The following is an 18,964-nucleotide window of genomic DNA, read 5'->3' on the forward strand; positions in this document are numbered from 1 at the left end:
CTCCTCGTACACTTCCTCCGTCAAATGATCATGCTTCACCGCTTGGGGGATGGGAACCGCATGTCCATACGTACAACTCGAAACAATCGCGCTCTCCTCAGGAGCTTCACGGTCGCGCTGAGCGTCGCGGCGGTCCTGACGGGCACCGCCGGCACCGGCACGGCGGCCGAGCGCGCGGGAAAGCACGACGCGACGCAGCGTTCTCTGGACGCGCTGGAGAAGGCCGGGATGCCGGGCGTGGCCGCGGAGGTGAGCGGACCGCAAGGGACGTGGTTCGGCTCCGCCGGTTACGCCGACACCTCGACGCAGCGCAAGCGCACCGCGGCGGACCACCTGCGTGCGGGCAGCAACACCAAGTCCCTTGTCTCCGTGGTCCTTCTGCAGCTGGAGGCCGAGGGCAAGCTCAGTCTGGACGACTCCGTGGAGCGCTGGCTGCCCGGCCTGCTGCAGGACAACGGCTACGACGGCAACAAGGTGACGGTACGTCAACTCCTCAACCACACCAGCGGCGTGTTCGACACGGTGTCGACGCCGGAGTGGCGGGAGTACATGAACGGCCCCGGCTTCCTGGCCCACCGTTACGAGACCCGTACGGCCCGGCAGATCGTCGACATGGCACTGAAGTACAAGCCGGACTTCGAGCCCGGCACCGGATGGAAGTACTCCAACACCAACTTCGTGCTCGCGGGCATGATCATCGAGAAGGCCACGGGCAATACCTACGCGCACGAGGCGGAAGAGCGCATCATCAAGCCCTTGAAGCTGCGCGAGACCACGTTCCCCGGCACCGACCCGAAGATGCCCGCGCCCTACGCGGTCGGCTACTCCAAGCTGTACGCGGAGAAGCCCGGCCCCGAGATCTACGACGCCACGGAGTACAACCCGGCGTGGTCCGGCGCGACCGGTGAGGTCATCAGCACCACGGGCGATCTGAACCGTTACTACAGCGCCCTGTTGAGCGGAAAGCTGCTGCCGGCCGCCCAGCAGCGGGAGTTGCTCGACACGGTCGAGACCGGCACCTTCTTCAAGTACGGCACCGGTCTGATCGCCCGCACCCTCTCCTGCGGAGTGAAGGTCTACGGCCACGACGGCATCGTCTGGGGCTCGTTGACCAGCACGGCGACGACCGCGGACGGCAAGCACACCCTGACGTTCCACCTCAACGGTGACTGGCTGGAGGACGGCCAGCTGTACGACAACGTCTTCGAGGCGGAGTTCTGCGGCAAGGGATAGCGGCACGCACGCCCCGCGCCGTGTCCCGGCGCGGGGCGTCCGTGGCGGAACCACGCGGAGTCAGTCGGCGGCGGTGTGAGTGCGGGTGTCGGTGTCAGTGTCGGTGTCGGTATCGCTCGGGCGGCGCGGGCCTCGGAGGACGACGTAGAGGAACAGCGCGGCCATGACGGCGACTCCGGCCCACATCGCCTGCTGCCAGCCGTCCACGAACGACTCCCGGGCGGCACGGGCCAGCGCCTGTGCGTGCGGGCCCGCCCGGTGTGCGGCGTCGAGGGCGTTGGCGACACCTTCGCGGGCGGTGTCGGCCGGGCCCTGGGGGACGTCGGCCAGTCGGGGTCCGATGGCGTCGCGGTAGCCGGCGGGCAGCAGCGCGCCGAGCAGGGCGACGCCGAGCGCCGTTCCGAATTCGCGGGTGACGTCGTTGAGCGCCGACGCCACGCCCTGGCGCTCGCGGGGGAGGGCGCCGGTGATCGCCTCGGTGGAGGGCGTCATCGACAGACCCATGCCGGTGCCCATGGCGAGCATGCCGGGGAGGACGGACAGGAATCCGCCGTCGACGGACACGACGGCGGCCATGAGCGCGAGGCCGACACCCGCCAGGAGGATGCCCCCGGCCATGGTCGCCCTGGCGCCGATGCGCGCGGCCAGTCGCGGGGCGAGGCCGGACGCCATCATCATCAGTGCGGCCATGGGCATCAGCGCCAGGGTGGACAGCAGCCCCGACCAGCCGAGTACGGCCTGGAAGAACGGGAAGAGCACCACGAAGATGCCCGCCTGCACGCCGAAGACCACCAGGAGCGTGATCGAGCCGCCGGTCAGGCCGCGCTCGCCGAACAGCCGGACATCCAGGAGAGCGGCGTCCCCGCGGCGCAGTTCCCAGGTCACGAAACCGATGGCGGCGACGACGCCGATCACCAGGCCGAGCAGGGTCGCTGGGGCGGCCCAGCCGCGTTCGGGCCCCTCCTGAAGGACGAAGATGAGTCCGACCACGGCGACGGCCGAGGTCAGCGCGCCGACGGTGTCGAACGAATGCCCCGACCTCTCACTGGAGTGGGGAACGGATCGCAGCGTCATGACGAACGCGACGACCACGAGAGCGACGGGCAGGACGAAGAGCCACCGCCAGCACGCCAGCACGCCAGCTCGCCACGTCGACCAGGGCGGCCGAGAGGAACATGCCGAGCACGCCACCGCCTCCGGCGACACCGGTCCACACGCCGATCGCGCGGCCGCGCTCCTCCTCGGAGTCCGAGACCCGCCAGGCCTTCGGTACGTGCCCGCATGGTGGTCGCGACAGCGAGGGCACGACGCCGCACGAGCCGCCCGTCCCCCAGGCGTACGCCCGCGATACCGCCGCCCTCGGCCGCGACCACCTGCTCGACGGGCTGGTCGACGACGCGGATGTCGCGGGCGGCGAAACGCGCCCGGGTGCCCTCGTCGAGCGCGGTGCCGCGCGTGAAGTAGACGAGGTCGTCGGTCAACTGGCGGAACAACAGCGCGTTGTGGATCGAGGCCGGACCCACCGCGGGCACGCCGATGGGTTCGTCGCGGACCTCCCAGCCGTGGCAGTACGGGCAGCGCACGACGCCGTGTCCCCAGTGCTCGGCGAGCCCGGGCACGTCGGGCAGTTCGTCCCGCAGGCCGGTGGCGACCAAGAGGCGGCGCGCGTGGAGCGTCGCGCCGTCGGCCAGGGCGACGGAGAAGCGAGGGTCCCCGTCGGCGACGACGGCGCCGACCACCTCACCGGCGCGTACCGTGCCGCCGTACCGGCGGACCTCCTCGCGGCCCCGTGCCAGCAGCTCGCCCGGGGGAGTGCCGTCAAGGCCGAGCAGTCCGTGCACGCCCTCGGCGGGCGCGTTGCGCGGGATGCCGCTGTCGATCACGACGACCGAGCGGCGGGAGCGGGCCAGCATCAGCGCTCCGTTGAGCCCGGCGGCGCCGCCGCCGATCACCACGGCGTCAACGGTCCCGCCCGGGAGCGCGTCGGTCACGTGTGCGGGAGTCGTCGCAGACATGGCAGACGCAGACACGGCAGATACAGACACGGCAGATACAGACACGGCCGGTCCAGGCACGTCAGATATGGCATCCATGTCATGGTCCCCTTTCGCCTTGCTGCCCCGGTGCTTGCTTCCGGGGCCGAACACGGACGACGCTAAGCGCTCCTTGCGGTGGTCGCATACAATGTTGCCTATGACGCAAGACGGTGGTGAGCTGGACAGCCTGGTACGCAAACGCATCCGTGCCCTGCGCGTGGCCCAGGGCTGGTCCCTCGAGGAACTGGCCACCCGCGCCAACGTCAGCCAGTCCACGCTCAGCCGCATCGAGAACGGCCGGCGCCGGCTCGCGCTCGACCAGCTCGTCATCCTGGCGCGGGCCCTGGACACCTCCCTCGATCAGCTGGTGGAGACGGCCACGGACGACGTCATCGCCAACCCGACGATCGACGGGGCCCACGGGCTGATGCGCTGGCCGATCAAGGCGGAACCCGGCATGAGCGTCGTGCGCCAGCGCATGACCAACCCGCCACCCGACAATCCCTCGCGCATGCGTGCCCACCCCGGCCGCGAATGGCTCGTCGTCATCTCCGGCACCGCGGTCCTGCTCCTGGGCAACCGGCGCCTGCGGATCGAGACCAACCAGGCAGCGGAGTTCCCCACGATGCTTCCGCACGCCATCGGCGCCGAGGGCGGCCCCTGCGAGATCCTCGGCATCTTCGACCGCGACGCCCGCCGTGGCCACCAGCGCGCCGACAACGCCGACACCGCCCCCCACACCGGTAACTCCGGCAACGCCGACAAGCACGCCTGACGGCGACGGATTGCGCGGTGCGCAAGGCGGTCGGCGATCGTCTTGCGTGTTCAGGAACAGGCCAGGTCACGGGCGGATCGCCCGCTTAGCGTGGACGCATGAACCACGCTTCCTCGCACACCGAGCACGGCTCCGAGCACGACAGCGCGCACGACTCCGAGCATGACTCCGCGCACCACGTTCACCAGCACGGAGCGGGCGGCCACACCGGGACCGACGCCGACCAGGCGGAGATCCTCGAGCTGGACGCCGAGGTGCTTGCCGAGCACACCGCGTCCATCACCGCCTGGCTGCCCGTCGCGTCCGGTCCGCGTCGCATCGTGGATCTGGGGTGCGGGACCGGAGCCGGCACCCTCGCCCTGCTCGCGCGCTTCCCGGAGGCCGAACTGACGGCCGTCGACTCCTCGGCCTCCCATCTGGAGCGCCTGAAGGAGAAGGCGGCCGTCGTCGGCGCTGCCGACCGTGTGCGGGTCGTCCAGGCGGACCTCGATGCGGCGTCCTGGCCCGACCTCGGCACGCCGGACCTGGTCTGGGCGTCGGCCTCCATGCACCACATGGCCGACCCCGACCGCACCCTGCGCCAGATCCACGACCTGCTGGCGCCGGGCGGTCTGTTCACCGTCATCGAGCTGGCCGGCTTCCCCCGGTTCCTGCCCGAGGACGCCCCGGCGGAGGCCCCCGGCCTGGAGGAGCGGTGCCACGCCGCGCTGGACCACCACCACGCCGAGCACGTCCCGCACCGCGGCGCCGACTGGGGAATCAAGCTGCGGGAGGCGGGCTTCGCCGTCGAGGGTGAACGTACCGTCACCGTCGACATCGGCCCGCCCTCCACCGACACGATCGGCCGCTACGCGCTGAGCAGCCTGCGCCGTCTGCGCGGCGGTGCCGCGGCCACCCTGACGGCCGAGGACCTGAACGCTCTCGACCAGCTGCTCGACACCGAAGGGCCGCACAGCATCCTGCGCCGCACGGATCTGCGGGTGCGCACCGAGCGCTCGGTGTGGGCGGCACGCCGCGCGTGACGCGGGCGCACCGCGGCCGGGGCCCGCACCATGAGGTGCGGGCCCCGGCCGATGGTCGTACGGAGGGTGCCGTCGTCCGGAACCTCTCACGCAGAAGGCATTCGGACTGCCGCGATCAGAGGCCGAACTCCTGCGGGGACACGCCCAGCGCCGCGCACGCCTCCCTCAGGACCTGCTCCTCGGCCGGGGCGATGTACCCGTCCGCGCCGGCCACGACGAATCCGGTCTGCACGACGGCCTTGGCCTCCGCCGGCTTCTTCGCCGCCTTGGCGATCTCCTGCATGACCTCGGTCTTGCCCTGCTGGAAGTTGAACGACAGCTGGTCGACGTGCTTGTTGAAGCGCGTGCGCAGCTGCTCCGGCGGGAAGTTCTGCAGGACGTCGTTCTGCAGGATCAGCGACTCCACGTGCTGGCGCTCCGCCGGGTCGACCGTGCCGTCGGCCGCCGCGACCAGGGCGCACATGGCCATGCTGGCGTCGCGGTAGGCGCCGCTCTTGAGCTCCGTCTTGAGCGAGGCGAGCTGGGACTTGAGCACGCCCACCATCTGGGCCTTCGACCCCCCTGCGGAGCCCGACCCCGATCCCGGCCGTCCGTGTCCGCCGGAGCTCCGGGCCCCCTGCGACTGCTGCAGACCCTTGGCCTGGTCCTTGATCCGGTCCCACATCGCCATGCGTGCCACCTCGGCTACCCGTTCGTCGTCCGCGCGACTTCCGCGCGTCCTCCTGCCAACGCCGTCCCGCCCCCCGAAGTTCCGTGGCCGACGAGCCGGCAGGACGGAGGGCAGCGGGCCGCTCCGTCACGAGCGATCAGGTGCCCGGCCCGTCACGGCCAGGGGACCGCGTCCAACAGCCATGCGATGAGGGCGCTCATCGTCCCGGCCACGGCCGCGGCGGCCAGGGTGAGAGCGGAGCTCGTTGCTGCCTCTTCTCGGGCCGGGCTCTTGCGGCTCAATCGTGGCATTCTTGAAGTCCCTTCGGTGTGGGCGGGTTCGGCGTCGTCGCCGGTTGCTCTCACCCTGCTCGCCACACCGGGTGTTGCGGCAGCACGCACGCGTTGCGGGTCTGTCCAACGCGGGGAATCCGACGGGGGCTGGACGTGGACGAACTGGCGGAGCAGTCCGAGGGCACGGCGCGCGCGGAGCTCGCGCCCGCCTCGTGGGAAGACCCCGGGCCCGGCGTCCTGAAACCGATCCCGGCCCATGTGACGCCCGAGTGCCGGGAGTTGGCAGAGGCGCTGCGCAGCGTCTTTGTGGGCCTGCGCATATCGGTGCGCCGCTACGCGGTACGCACCCACCACGACCCCGGCACGGTCTCCCGCTACCTCAACGGAACCGCGGTCGCGCCCGCGGAGTTCACCGAACGGCTGCTGACCGACGCGGCCGAGGCGCTGCGCCGACCCGTCTCCGCCGAGGCCACCGACCGTGTGACGGCCCTGCAACGGGCCGCGCTGAAGGCCACGAGCAAGCTGGGCTACGAAGTGCAGGTACTGAAGGACCATCTGGTCGACGCCGACCGGAGACTGCAGTCCGCCGAGGCCAACGTCGAGGCGCTCTCCGAGGTGTTGCTGGGCAAGAAGCGCCGCATCGCCGAAATGGACACCGAGAAACAGCGGCTGCAGTTGTCCTTCACCGTCCAGCAGGGCAGGAACAGACAGGAACTGGAGTCCCTGCAGACCGCGCACCACCGATTACTGGGAGAGCGCGACCGGCTGCTGGGAGAGATCGCGCGGCTGCAACAGGCCCTGGAACAGGCCCAGCGCCAGGCCATCGAGGCGGAAACACGCTGCGAGGTGCTGGAGCACCAGATGCTCGAAACGGAGGAGTCCCTCGCCGTGGAGGCCGAGGCGGCATCCGGCGCGGCCCCCGGACGCTTCACCATCAGCTACGCGGGGCCCGACCGGCCGTGGGCGGTATGGATCAGGCACCGGCTCGAGACCATCGGCCACGACGCCGCCATCCAGAGCTGGGAGCCGCCCGTCGGCCTGCCCCTGCCGGAGGCGCTGCGCTCGCTCTTGGTCGTCGACGGCACCCACGTCCTGCTGCTCAGCGAGGAGTTCGTGCCGGTGGGCGGCCACACCGAGGAAGCCTGGGCCCGCGCCCTGCGCGAGGTCGCCCCCAGCGGAAAGACGCGCAGGCTGGTCGCTTTCACCCTCACCGGCCGCGAATTCCCGCACCTGACCGCCGTGCTGCCCAGTGCCCGCCTGCTCGGTCTCGGCGCGGACGACGACGAACGCCGCGTGCTGCGCCGGCTCCACCTCGATCCGGCGCTCGGCGGCGTCAAGACCGGTGCCAGCGCACCTCGTTACCCCGCCGAGCCACCGCCGGTGTGGGGCGGCGTCCCCCGGCGCAGCCCGCACTTCACCGGCCGTGGCGTCCAGCTGGGACAGCTGCGCCACTGGCTCGACGAAGCGCCGTCGGGCGCCGCCATGGCTGCCCTCGTCGGTATGCCCGCCATCGGGAAGACACAGTTCGCCGCCGAGTACGCCCATCGCTTCGCCGCCCAGTACGACGTGGTGTGGTGGGTCGCCGCCGGGACACGGGAGGCGTTCCGTCAGGGTCTCGCGGACCTCGCCCCGGCCCTCGGGGTGGACGGGGGCACCGATCCGGTGGGCGCGGTGCTCGACGCCCTGCGCAGGGGGACTCCGTACGGCCGTTGGCTCCTCGTCCTGGACGGCGCCGACTGGCCCGCGGACACGGCCGGCTCCCTGCCCAGCGGCCCCGGCCACGTCCTGATCACCTCCCAGAACAGCGACTGGGCGGAACACCAGGTGGAGACCGTGCGGGTGCTCCCGCTCGACCGTCCCGAGAGCATCCGGCTGATCCGCCGCAGGATTCCGCGCATCAGACCGTCCCAGGCCGACCGACTGGCCGACGAACTCGGGGACCACCCGCTGGCCGTCGCCCAGGCACTCGCCTATCTCGACCACACCCCGATCGCCGTGCCGGAGTACCTCGACCGGCTGCGCGACACGTCCTGGGAGCGGGCGCCGCTGCGGGCCACGGGCGACTATCCGACGACGTTCTCCCGTGCCCTGACGGCCGTGCTCAAGCGGCTGCGCGAATCGTCCCCGGAGGCCGTCGACCTCCTGCACGTGTGCGTCCTGTTCGCGGACAGCGGGGCGCCGCTGGGCCTGCTCAGGCTCAGCCTTCCCGAACCCCTGCGCGGACAGTCCCTCGACTCGCTGCGCTGGCAGGAGATGGTCGGCACCATCGTCGCGCACTCGCTCGCGGACGTGGAGCCGAGCGAGGAGAGCGACGAGACGCACGACCCGCCCGGCGCCACCCTGCGCATGCACCCGCTGGTCCGCAGGGTGGTCCGCGACGACATGGCGGGCGGCTACCGTTCGACGCTCCTGCGCCGCGTCCGCCACGCGCTCGTCGCCGCGGATCCGCGCGACCCCGTGAACGTCCGCGTGTGGCCCCAGTACGCGCAGATCGTGCCGCACCTGGAACCCTCGGGAGCCCCGGGTGAAGCCGTCGCGGAGGACTCGGGACTGATCCTCAACTGCGCCCGGTACCTGCACCTGCGGGGCGACTCCCGGTCGGCGCTGCACCTCGTCGAACGCGTCGAGCGCGCGTGGACCAGCGGGCTCGGCGACAGTCCGCCCCAGGCACACGTCCTCGCGGCCCGGCGCAGTGAAGTCCTCAGGACGCTCGGCCACTACGCCCGGGCGCTGGACGCCGACCGCACGGAGGAGGCGAGACTGCGCGCGAGCGAACACCCCGAGTGCACCGACCCGCTCGGCGTGACGGGGGATGTGGCGGCGGACCTGCGCGGCCTCGGACGCTACGAAGACGCACTGGAACAAGCCCGCAAGGCCTGCGAGGGGCGTGAGGCGCTGCATGGCCCGCGCCACCCCCGCACCCTCGGAGCGGTCATCGGCGTGGCCGACTCCTTGCGGCTGCTCGGACGCTACTCCGAAGCGCTGCTCTTCGACCGACGGGCGATCGAGGGACACCAGAACCTCGCCGAACCCCCGAGCATGGGCAGCCTGCTCGCCGAGGCACGGCACGCGCTGGATCTGCGCCTGCTGGGTCACTTCGAGAACGCGCTGGCCGGGCAGTTGCAGGCCACCCTCGGGCACCGGGAGCTGCTCGGCTTCGACAATCCGGCCACTCTCTGCGCCGAGCACCACCTGGCCCTCTGCGAACTGCGCAACGACGCCGTGGGGGAGGGTCTGGTGAGGCTCCGTGAGGTGCGTCAGGCCGCGGACGAGCTCCTCGGCCCCGACACGCCTCTCGCGCTCAGGGCCGCTACGAGCCTCGCGGCCGCGGAACGTTCGCACGGTGACCTCGGCGACGGCACAGCGCTGTGCCAGGACGTGGTGAACCGCTCCCGGTCCCTGCTCGGCCCCGCACACCCGTACACGGCCGGGGCATTGACGAACCTCGCGGTGGCCGTGCGCATGGGAGGCGACACGGTGGGCGCGGTGGCGCTCGGCGAAGAGGCGAAGGACACCGCCGTGGCGGCACTCGGAGCACGGCATCCCTGGACGCTCGGTATCGCGTACAACCTTGCCGCGGATCTGAGCAACGCGGGCCGGCACACGGAGTCCCTGTCGATGGCGCGGCACACCGCGCGCGACACGGCGAAAGCGCTGGGGCCCCGCCATCCGCAGACGCTGCTGGCGCAGGTGGCCGTAGCCGCGGAGCTCGACTCGACGGGCAAGAGCGGGGACGCCGAGGTCGTACAGGGGCGCGCCCTGGCAGACCTCACGGAGACGCTGGGCGACCAGCACCGGCTCACCGTCGCCGCGCACGCGCGCAGCCACCCGGTCTGGCACTTCGATCCGCTGCCGGTCTGACGCGCGGGGCACCGTGCCCCGGGCTCGCACGGAGTGGCTCTTCGGACGCGGGGCGCCGGGCCACCCGCACCGAACGTCTGCGTGCATCCGTGCAGTTGTGTCACAGATCGTCGACAAGGCAACCGAACGGGTGGGTTCCCCGCTCTTGGAGGGCGGGCCGACGGCCCCCGTCCGCTGCTTGCCCCAGTCAAGGAGACATCTGCTGTGACCGAGACATCCGCCTCTGTGACCCGGCGTCCTCGCGGCCGGACCACGGGACTCGCCGTGGCCGGTACGGTCCTCGCCCTCGCGGCCCCGGTCGCGGCGACGGCCACGGCCGGCCAGGCCAGTGCGGCCGCCGCAGACCCGGTCTCCGTCCTGAAGTTCACGACGAAGGAGCGCAAGGACGCTCTCGCCTACTGGACGCCCGCCCGTATGAAGGCCGTCGGGGAGTCCGTGGACCTCGGCCCGACGGGACCGAAGGCCAAGCCGTGGCGGGGCACCACCCTGAAGACCGTGGGGCGCCTCTTCTTCGTCAACGCGAACGGCGCCGATACCTGGTGCACGGCGACCGCCGTGAAGAGTGCCAACCGCTCGGCCGTGATGACCGCGGCCCACTGCGTGCGCCGGGGCTCCTCGCCCTACAACACCAACTTCTCCATGGTGTTCGTCCCCGCCTACCACAAGGGCAAGGCGCCGTACGGCGCGTTCGCGGTCCGGCAGGCCGCGGCCCCGCGCACGTGGGAGACGGACTCCACCAACGACATGTCCGCGCTGGTGGTCGACGCGGGCAAGAACGGCAAGAAGCTCACCGATGCCGTGGGCGGCCAGGCGATCGCCTTCAACCGGCCCGTCGGCGGCACCATCTCCTCCTTCGGGTACTCGGCCACCCGCCCGCAACTCGGCGAGGAGCTCCTGCGCTGCGTCGGCACGGCGAAGAAGGACCAGGGCACCCAGGCCATTCCCTGCGACATGTCCGGCGGATCGAGCGGCGGCCCCTGGCTGGCGGACTTCAACGCCACCACCGGAAAGGGCGTGTTGGTCTCGGTCAACAGCGCCCTGGACTCCCTCGAGCCGACCAAGATGTACGGAGAGGTGCTGAAGGCCACGGCCAAGAAGGTGTACGACCGCGCTCAGAAGGCCTGACACGGAGGGCGCTCCTGCCCAGGGCAGGGGCACCCGGGTCAGCTCCCGCACCGCGCGGCCTCGACGACGGCGTCCTCCAGCCGCTGGTCGCCCCAGTCGCCGTTGCGGTTCATCGTCAGTACATGCCGGCCGTCCGCCGAGGCCACCGTGCGCGTCGCGGAGCCGGGGACCATGCCGCCGTGGCGCCAGGCCGCCCAGCAGCGCGGACAGGAAGATGTTCACCTCGCCGAGATCTCATTGAGCGCCGCCTGAGTCTTGGCATGCGGCCCTGGGCGTGGTGGGTGGGGCGGGCGTGGGTGGGGCACCAAACCAAGAGCAGGGGTGGCGATGGCGGCGCTGGTGGCGATGGCGGTGAGTACGGCAAGCGCGCCCACTGCGGTGAGTACGGCGAGAACGCGATGCTGTGGCTTCGAATTCCTCATGAGAACAGCTCACCAAGCGCGGATTCCGCTCACCATCCGGGATGACCCGGACTTTGATCAGGGACGCCCCTGATCCGTCACCGACGGCGCACGATCCCCTCGACGACTCTCATCAGCCGGTCCCCCGTCTGATCGATGCTTCCGTTCTGCGTGCTGACCTGCGCGCCTTCGAGTGCGAAGGTGATCTCGGCCGCGACCTGTCCGGGGTCGGGCAGCCCGGCCTCGACGCACATCCCGACCAATCGCTGGGTCTGGAGGGCCTTGTGCTGCTCGATCACCTGTCGGGCGGGGTGGGAGCGGTCGGGCAGTTCGGCGAGGGAGTTGATGAACGGGCAGCCCCGGTGGGAGATCTCCGGCAACCCCTCCGCGATGAAGCGGGCCAGGCCCAGGATCTGCTCCTCCGGCTTGCCGGGGTGTGCGGCCTCGACCCGGTCGAAGGCGGCCTGATAGTCGGCGGCGACGATCCGCAGCCACTCCGCGACCAGTGCGTCCTTCGTCTCGAAGTGCCGGTAGATCGCCATTTTGGTGGTCTCGGCCCGCTCGGCGATCGTCTGCACGCCCACCCGCCGGATCCCCTCGCTCTGGAAGAGCTCTTCCGCCGCGTCGAGGATGCGCTCGCGGGGTGGCAGTTTCGCCACTCTGCTCGGCCTGCCGGCGGTCGATGCCATGGCTGCTCCGTGACGTCCGGTGGTGCTGGGGGTTTCTCAGGTGCGCTACGGTACCAGCCTGTCCCGCACGATACCGAACGGTATCGTCCAGTACTGATCGGTATCGCTATCTGTTCTGCGTCCGTTCTGGGAGTGGCAATGAGATGGGAGTGGCAATGAGAGTTGACGAGTACGTGACCTTCGACGCGGTCGGGCTCGCTGAACTGGTGGCCCGGGGTCACGTGGCCCCCACCGAACCGGAAGCAGCGGCACGCGAGGCCGCGCGGGCGGTGAACCCGCAGATCAACGCCGTCGTAGAGACATGGAAGGCAGATGACGGGCCCGCGCCCGGTACCCCTGACAACGCTCCGCTGACCGCGGTCCCCTTCCTGATCAAGGACATCGGGGTCGCCATGGCCGGGCGTCGGACGGAGCTCGGCAGCCGTCTCGCGGCGGGCAACGTCGCCGACGCCGATTCCTCGTTGATGCTGCGCTTCCGTCGCGCCGGGCTCGTGACGTTCGGGCGGACCGCGACTCCGGAGATGGCCTACGACATCACGACGGAACCGGTCCTGTACGGCGCGACCCGCAACCCGTGGGACCTGGGGCGGAGTGCGGGTGGATCCAGCGGGGGCGCGGGTGCGGCCGTCGCCGCGGGGATCGTCCCGGTCGCGCACGGCACCGACGCGGCAGGGTCGCTCCGCATACCCGCCGCCTACAACGGCCTCTTCGGGCTGAAGCCCACCCGTGGCCGGGTCTCCATGGGCCCCGGCGCCGACGAGGTCTTCAACGGCCTGGCCGTGCACGGCAGCGTCAGCCGCACGGTGCGCGACAGCGCGGCACTGCTCGACCAGGTCCGCGGCCCGGAACCGGGTGATCCCTATTTCGCCCAGCAGCCGTACCGGCCCTACGCGCAAGAAGTCACCCGCGATCCGGGCGCATTGCGGATCGGGGTCCTCGCGCAGGCCTGGGGCGGGCGCCGCACCGCCGAGCCCGTGACCGACGCCCTCGCCCGTACCGCGCGCCTGCTCGAATCCCTCGGCCATCACGTGACAGAGGCCAAGGCCGATCTCGGCGTCGGCTGGGAGGAGTTCGTGACGGCCAACGCCCGTCTGTGGACGGCGAACATCACGGCCTCGGTCAACGAACTGGCTGCCGCCTTCGGCCGGCCCGTGGACTCCTCGACCCTGGAGCCCGCGACCCTTGCCGGGTACCACTACGGGCAGCGGGTGACCGGAGCCGAGTTCGTCGCCGCTCTCGCGGTCCGGAACCGGGTGGCCCGAAGCCTGGCGCGGTACTTCGAGGCCCACGACATGCTGCTCACCCCGACGCTGCCGGAGCTTCCCGTGTCCCTCGCCACCCCTGCCGAGGGAGCGGCGGCGTACGGCCACGGCGGGCTCGACCGCATCTTCGACCGCTCGCCGTTCACCGTGGCGTTCAATGTGGCGGGCACGCCGGCCATGTCCGTGCCCGTAACAGAAGACACCGGTACGGGACTTCCGATCGGCATGCAGTTCGCCGCCGGTTTCGGGCGCGAAGACCAACTCTTCCGTCTCGCCGGACAATTGGAACAAGCCGCTCCTTGGGCCGCCCGGAGCCCCGGGGTGTGGGCGGGGAGCGTACGTTGAGCGCGGCGGGGCGCCCGGAACCGCGAGGGGACCTGTGATCGTCTCGGCCCCCGAACGCGAAATCGACCCGAATACGCAACCGGACCCGAGCGCATAGCTGGACCCGAGCACATGACTGGAATGGGGCAGGTGGGGATGGCGTCGCTCGGGGAGCTGCTGCGGGAGCTCAAGGAGCGGTCCGGGCTCAGTTACGGAGTGCTGGCCAAGCGGCTTCACATGAGCACCTCCGTGCTGCACCGGTGCTGCAACGGGGGAGCGGTACCCACCGAGTTCGCGGTGGTGGAGCGGTTGGCGCGCCTCTGCGGGGCGACGCCGGAAGAGCTGGTGGAGGTCCACCGGCGGTGGGTCCTGGCGGACGCGGCGCGTGGGCGGAAGCCGGGCCCGGCCGCGTCCACCGCCCCGGCTTCCGCCCCGGCTTCCGCCCCGGCTCCCGAGCCGGACCTCAATCCGGACCCCGAACCGGACCCCGAACCGGAACCTGTGCAGGGCGTCGGGGCGCGGCCGGGCGCCGGTTCCGCGTCAGCTCCGTCGCCGTTGTCCTTGTCGCGCAAGCGCTGGACCCGCGCCCGCGCCCGCGCGCTCGTGGCGGCCGTCGTCACAGTCGTGGGCATCGGCTCCGTCGCTCTTGCCCTGAACGACGGCGGTGACGGCGAAAGGCACCAGCGGAAGCAGAGTGCCGGCGCCGCCGTCCTGTCGGACCCCACCGCCGCGCCGTTCGACGGGTCATGGGGGCCGAGTTCCTCGCCGTCGGTCCGGGTCGGCAAGGGCGATGGCAGCGGTGATGGCAAGAGCGGCGGAAAGGGAAGCTCTCGCGGGACGGACCGGCCCGAGGGGGCGGAGGGGCCCGACGGGGCAGGCAGCAAAGGAACCTCCTCCGCTCCGCCTTCCGGCAAGGGGAGCGCCACGTCCGACTCCTCATGGCGGGGCGGCAAGAGCCCCGCGTCCGGTGGCGCGCGGCAAGGGAACCCCGGCCCGCCGCTGGCCACGCGCACCCGGCCGTACGCCGCCGAGTACGAGGACGACTGCGTGCAGAGCTTCCTGGTGAACCGCGAGGTCGGCCGGGTGCCGGAGCCGCCCGTGCAGCAGGACGTGCCCGCCTGGGTGGGGGAACTCGCCGCTGTCTCGGCCCGGGACCAGTACGTCGAGGTCACCGTGCAGGGCCTGGGCAAGGCTCCCGTCGTCCTGACGGGCATGAGGGTCCGCGTGCAGAGCACCGGTGCGCCGCTCGCCTGGAACAGATTCCACGTGGATACCGGCTGCGGCGAAGCGATGGACGTCAAGTCCTTCGACGTGGACCTGGACGACGCGACGCCGCGTGCGGTGCCCGGCGAGGGGCAGCGCGACTTCCCGTACAAGGTCAGTGAGGGGGAGCCCCAGGTCTTCTACGTCATGGCGGACGCCGAGCTGCACGATGTGCGGTGGTACCTGGAGCTGCGGTGGTCCAGCGGCGACCGGCGCGGGACGCTCCGCGTCGACGACCAAGGGAAGGCGTTCCGGACCAGTGGCTGGAGCAAGGGCTCCACGTCCTATGCGTGGAGCTCGGACCAGTGGCTGAGAACCTCGAAGGGCGCTCACCGCCTTGGGTGAAGAATTCGCCGTACGTCCGGCCAGGTCACCTCCTGGGGCGACCAGGCCAAGCCGCAGCCCAACCCAAGCCGAAGCCCAAGCCCGGCAAGCGTGAGCTGGTCCGCATCGACACGCTGAAGGACGGCTCCATGGACACGGTCTACAAGCTGTCCGCGAGTCACTGGCAGGCCGACGTCCAGGCCCTGCCCCAAGGGCCCCAGCTCCGACCGTCCGACCGGCTCGAAAGGCCCTTATTCTCGTGTCCGCGCGCCAACGACCCCTGCCTGTCGTCCTCGGCGCCCTCACCGCGACATCGCCACCGCCGTGGCGGCCACTTACGCCCCGCCCGCACACCCCGCACTCCCTGTCGGCCCGTCCACCGTCCACGCGGCCTGCGCGACGGCACCCGACGAGACGTCCACCGCGGATCTCCACACCTGAGCAAGTCCGTTGTCCTACCTGACCGGGCACCGTTGCTCTTCTCCGTGCAGGACGCATCGAAGGGTGGAGGGCATGATTGCTCCACGAATCGCTGAGGGGAGCAAGCGTGCTCGGAGATCAACTTCCTGCACTCATAGGGGTGGTGGTGGGCTCGGTCGCGTCGTACGCGGGGCAGAGTCTCACCGAGCGCCGTAAGTGGAAGCGTCAACAGGCGGAGCGGTGGGACGAGAAGCGTTTCGAGACGTACGGCCGCTACGCGAACGTCTTGAAGGTCCAGCTGCGTACGGCTCAGCGCATAGGGGCCGCCCTCGGCTACTCGGACGTCGCTGATCCGCTGGAGCCCACCGAGGGGCTGCCCCTGCTCGCTGAGGCCGAGTCCCACCGGGCCGCCGAGTGGGAGTCGGTGCTGCTCGTCGGTGACGCGGAGACGATCGCCGCGGCCCGGCGGTGGCACGAGTCGGTGTGGTCCATCGAGCTGCTCGTACGGGAGGGCGGGGCCGAGTCGGCGGAGTGGAGCAAGGCGCACCGGGCGGCCAGCGCGGCCCGGGACGCCTTCTATGCGCGGGCGCGGGGCGATCTCGGCATCGCGGGCGCGCCGCCGCCCTCCGGCCAGTGGCCGCGGTCGTGGCGGGCCGAGGTCTCCGGGTGACGTGCAGGTGTGTCTCGCGCCTCGCTTCAGATTGGCGTAGACCAATGGTGTAAATGTGTGCGGCAGGGGAAACCGAGGATCTTCCTCAGGGTGCGTCTGGCCTGCGGAGACGTCGCGTCCGCAGGTTCCTTGCCAGGTCGGGGCGCACATCCGGCTCTCGCCGTGGCGGGGCAGGCATGGTATAGACATATGAAATAAGCACCTCTCGGCCACGTCGGCCGACAGGCGGTGTTCCGCCGGAAGGTCTGTTCCCGTGCATGCTCCCGATCGCGCCTCCCCCGTCGCGAGAGCGCGACGCTCCCGCGGGGCCCGACGTCTGGCGACCCCGGGCACGGCCCGACGGCTGCGGCGGGCCGGCATCGGGCGGGTGCTGGTCGCCGGGTGCCTGGTCCGCGTCTCCCTGCGGGGCGAGATCACCGCACGCGAAGCCGAGTCGCTTCGGACGCAGCTGGGGCGCCTGGTGCAGGACGGCTGCCGTCATCTGATCGTGGACCTGTCCGACGTCACCTACCTGGCTCGGGAGGGCGCGGGCGTCTTCTTCGGCACGTTGCGTGCCCTCAAGGAGGTGGAGGGCACGATGGTGGTCCGCGGGGCCTGCCCTCGGTCCGCCGCCACGCTGCACTGCCTGGGCATGGGCCGCCTCACGGCGTAGCGCGGCCTGGCACTTCCCGTCACCTCTTGGTGGGCTCGCCGTACGCGGTCACCGCGTCGCCGCCGTCCTCGTCCGCACCGCCCCCACGCTCGCGGCCACCACCAAGGCGATCGCCAGGCACTGCAGCGGCGAGAGGGTCTGCCCGAGGACGAGGAACCCGGCCAGGGCGGCGACGGCCGGGGCCACGCTGGTCAGGACGGCGAACGTCCCGGCGGGCAGCCGGCGCAGGGCCAGCAGTTCCAGCGTGTACGGCAGACCCGAGGACAGCAGCGCCACCGCGAGGCCGAGGCCCAGTACCCCCGGTTCGAGCAAGGTGGCACCGGCCGAACCGATCCCCAGCGGCAGGCTCACCAGGGCGGCCACCGCCATGGCCACGGCAAGACCGTCGAGACGCGGAAAGCGCGCGCCCGCACGGGAGTTGAAGACGATGTACGCCGCCCACATGGCGCCCGCGGCCAGCGCGAAGGCGGCGCCCGCAGGGCTCAGTTCGTCGAATCCTTCCTGTCCGAGCAGGAAGACGCCCGCGAACGCGAGCCCCGCCCACAGCAGGCTCACCGCCCGGCGCGCGGCGACGGCGGACAGCAGGAGCGGTCCAAGTACCTCCAGAGTCACCGCAGGGCCCAGTGGGATCCGGTCGATCGCCTGGTAGAAGAAGATGTTCATGCCGCCGAGAGCCAGGCCGAAGGCGGCGGCCACGGCCCAGTCCGTACGACTGTGCCCGCGCAGCCGGGGGCGGCAGACGATCAGCAGCAGGACGGCGGCGATCGTCACCCGCAGCGCCACGACGCCGAGCGCACCGGCACGCGGGAAGAGCAGCGCCGCGACGGCGGAACCGAACTGTACGGAGAGGGTGCCGGCGAGCATCAGCCCGATGCCGCCGAGGCTGCCAGTGCCAGTGCCAGTGCCAGTGCCAGTGCCAGTGCCGGTGTCGGAGGTCGTGCCGACGGGAGCCTTCTCGATGAGGACCGTGCCTGCAGTCTTCGCCCGAGGCGTCGTGGAGGTCATGCCCACAGGCTAGGAAGCCGCGCCTTCCGTGTGAAATGCCGATTGAACAGTGGCTATGCTTGCCAAGCATGACCATGGAGCTGCGCCACCTGCGGGCCTTCCTCGCCATCGCGGAGGAGGGCACGATCACCCGTGCCGCGGCCCGCCTGCACATCGGCCAGCCCGCCCTCTCCCGTACGCTCCGCCAGCTCGAGGAGCACCTCGGCACACGGCTCGTCGACCGCTCCACGCACCACCTGGAGCTCACGGCGGCCGGCCGGACGTTCCGGGAGAAGGCCGCCGTCGCGCTCGCCGCCGTCGACCAGGCCCTCGACCCGCGCTCGCTGACGACCGTGCCGCTGCGCCTCGGGCATCCCTGGGCCGCGCTCGGCGACCTCACGATTCCGTTGCTGCGCCGCTGGGCCGAGCAGCATCCCGACGTACCGCTTGAGCTGCGCCGCATCGACGACCGCACGGCCGGGCTCACCCAGGGCAAGGTCGACATCGCACTGCTGCGCGGGGAGGTGACGGCGCCGGGCCTCGTCACGGAGCTGCTGGTGGAGGAGGAGCGGGTGGCGGTGGTGCCCGCGGACAGTGAGTTCGCCGCGCGCGACTCCCTCACGCTGGCGGATCTCGCGGCGTGGCCGATCGCCCTGAACACGGTGGCGGGCACGACCACGCTGGACCTCTGGCCCGACACCGCGCGGCCCACGGCGACGATCGAGGTCACCAACACGGACGAGTGGCTGACGGCCGTCGCCGTCGGCCGCGCCGTGGGTATCTCGACCTCGGCGACGCCCCGCCTGCACACGCACCCCTCGATCGTCTACCGTCCCCTGACCGATGCCCCGCCGGTCCCGCTGGTGCTGGCCTGGCAGCGCGGCACCCCCGCCCACCCCGCGATCCCGGACCTGGTCCGGCTGGCCCGCGCGATGGTCGCGGAACGCTGAGGCGAGAGCAGGGGAGGCCTCCGTCAGCAGG

17 protein-coding genes are annotated in these 18,964 nt (G+C 71.4%); 10 read left to right on the plus strand and 7 right to left on the minus strand.

The window, feature by feature from the left end; genetic code table 11:
- Positions 1–60 precede the first annotated feature (60 nt).
- Positions 61–1,233, plus strand: a complete 1,173-nt coding sequence (locus ACZ592_RS04060; RefSeq protein WP_471579922.1) for a serine hydrolase domain-containing protein — start codon at positions 61–63, stop codon at positions 1,231–1,233.
- A 60-nt stretch (positions 1,234–1,293) separates the two neighbouring features.
- Here ACZ592_RS04060 and ACZ592_RS04065 read toward each other — a convergent pair whose 3' ends face one another.
- Complete coding sequence (locus tag ACZ592_RS04065; protein ID WP_471579923.1) at positions 1,294–2,307, minus strand: MFS transporter; 1,014 nt, start codon at positions 2,305–2,307, stop codon at positions 1,294–1,296.
- Complete coding sequence (locus tag ACZ592_RS04070) at positions 2,304–3,248, minus strand: NAD(P)/FAD-dependent oxidoreductase (RefSeq protein ID WP_471579924.1); 945 nt, start codon at positions 3,246–3,248, stop codon at positions 2,304–2,306. Before ACZ592_RS04070 ends, ACZ592_RS04065 begins: the two co-directional genes overlap by 4 nt.
- A 178-nt stretch (positions 3,249–3,426) precedes the next feature.
- Between ACZ592_RS04070 and ACZ592_RS04075 the strand changes: the two genes are divergently transcribed.
- Both ACZ592_RS04075 and ACZ592_RS04080 read left to right on the plus strand, forming a co-directional pair.
- The gene (locus ACZ592_RS04075) at positions 3,427–4,044 is read left to right on the plus strand and encodes a helix-turn-helix domain-containing protein (protein ID WP_471579925.1); all 618 of its coding nucleotides are present in this window, start codon (positions 3,427–3,429) and stop codon (positions 4,042–4,044) included.
- 98 nt (positions 4,045–4,142) lie between these two features.
- On the plus strand, positions 4,143–5,066 hold the full coding sequence (locus ACZ592_RS04080; protein WP_471579926.1) for a class I SAM-dependent methyltransferase: 924 nt from the start codon (positions 4,143–4,145) through the stop codon (positions 5,064–5,066).
- 115 nt (positions 5,067–5,181) lie between these two features.
- Here ACZ592_RS04080 and ACZ592_RS04085 read toward each other — a convergent pair whose 3' ends face one another.
- Positions 5,182–5,736 (minus strand): tellurite resistance TerB family protein, encoded by a 555-nt coding sequence (locus tag ACZ592_RS04085; protein WP_471579927.1) that lies wholly within the window; start codon positions 5,734–5,736, stop codon positions 5,182–5,184.
- A gap of 152 nt (positions 5,737–5,888) precedes the next feature.
- Positions 5,889–6,026: a hypothetical protein gene (locus tag ACZ592_RS04090; RefSeq protein WP_471579928.1), complete on the minus strand. Its 138-nt coding sequence runs from the start codon at positions 6,024–6,026 to the stop codon at positions 5,889–5,891.
- Between the two features lie 135 nt (positions 6,027–6,161).
- Here ACZ592_RS04090 and fxsT point away from each other — a divergent pair, with 135 nt between their 5' ends.
- Together fxsT and ACZ592_RS04100 are read left to right on the plus strand one after the other, a co-directional pair.
- The gene (gene fxsT / locus ACZ592_RS04095; RefSeq protein WP_471579929.1) at positions 6,162–9,869 is read left to right on the plus strand and encodes an FxSxx-COOH system tetratricopeptide repeat protein; all 3,708 of its coding nucleotides are present in this window, start codon (positions 6,162–6,164) and stop codon (positions 9,867–9,869) included.
- A 204-nt stretch (positions 9,870–10,073) separates the two neighbouring features.
- Positions 10,074–10,994 carry a trypsin-like serine peptidase gene (locus ACZ592_RS04100; protein ID WP_471579930.1) on the plus strand — a complete coding sequence of 307 codons (921 nt, stop codon included), beginning with the start codon at positions 10,074–10,076 and terminating at the stop codon, positions 10,992–10,994.
- A 38-nt stretch (positions 10,995–11,032) separates the two neighbouring features.
- Here the strand turns inward: ACZ592_RS04100 and ACZ592_RS04105 are convergent, their stop codons facing one another.
- Together ACZ592_RS04105 and ACZ592_RS04110 are read right to left on the minus strand one after the other, a co-directional pair.
- Entirely contained in the window at positions 11,033–11,167 is a 135-nt protein-coding gene (locus ACZ592_RS04105) for a hypothetical protein (RefSeq protein WP_471579931.1), read from the minus strand.
- A 326-nt stretch (positions 11,168–11,493) separates the two neighbouring features.
- Entirely contained in the window at positions 11,494–12,084 is a 591-nt protein-coding gene (locus ACZ592_RS04110; protein WP_471579932.1) for a TetR/AcrR family transcriptional regulator, read from the minus strand.
- 155 nt (positions 12,085–12,239) lie between these two features.
- Between ACZ592_RS04110 and ACZ592_RS04115 the strand changes: the two genes are divergently transcribed.
- From ACZ592_RS04115 to ACZ592_RS04130, 4 genes are all read left to right on the plus strand, one after another.
- Complete coding sequence (locus ACZ592_RS04115) at positions 12,240–13,691, plus strand: amidase (protein ID WP_471579933.1); 1,452 nt, start codon at positions 12,240–12,242, stop codon at positions 13,689–13,691.
- Between the two features lie 111 nt (positions 13,692–13,802).
- The gene (locus ACZ592_RS04120; protein WP_471579934.1) at positions 13,803–15,278 is read left to right on the plus strand and encodes a helix-turn-helix domain-containing protein; all 1,476 of its coding nucleotides are present in this window, start codon (positions 13,803–13,805) and stop codon (positions 15,276–15,278) included.
- 526 nt (positions 15,279–15,804) lie between these two features.
- Positions 15,805–16,347 (plus strand): hypothetical protein, encoded by a 543-nt coding sequence (locus ACZ592_RS04125; protein ID WP_471579935.1) that lies wholly within the window; start codon positions 15,805–15,807, stop codon positions 16,345–16,347.
- A 253-nt stretch (positions 16,348–16,600) separates the two neighbouring features.
- Positions 16,601–16,999 (plus strand): STAS domain-containing protein, encoded by a 399-nt coding sequence (locus ACZ592_RS04130; RefSeq protein WP_471579936.1) that lies wholly within the window; start codon positions 16,601–16,603, stop codon positions 16,997–16,999.
- Between the two features lie 48 nt (positions 17,000–17,047).
- Here ACZ592_RS04130 and ACZ592_RS04135 read toward each other — a convergent pair whose 3' ends face one another.
- A complete protein-coding gene (locus ACZ592_RS04135; protein WP_471579937.1) occupies positions 17,048–18,004 on the minus strand; it encodes an EamA family transporter in 957 nt (318 codons plus the stop codon).
- A 68-nt stretch (positions 18,005–18,072) separates the two neighbouring features.
- Between ACZ592_RS04135 and ACZ592_RS04140 the strand changes: the two genes are divergently transcribed.
- Entirely contained in the window at positions 18,073–18,933 is an 861-nt protein-coding gene (locus ACZ592_RS04140) for a LysR family transcriptional regulator (protein WP_471579938.1), read from the plus strand.
- Positions 18,934–18,964: the final 31 nt, after the last annotated feature.

The organism is Streptomyces sp. NPDC040622, assembly GCF_055593965.1.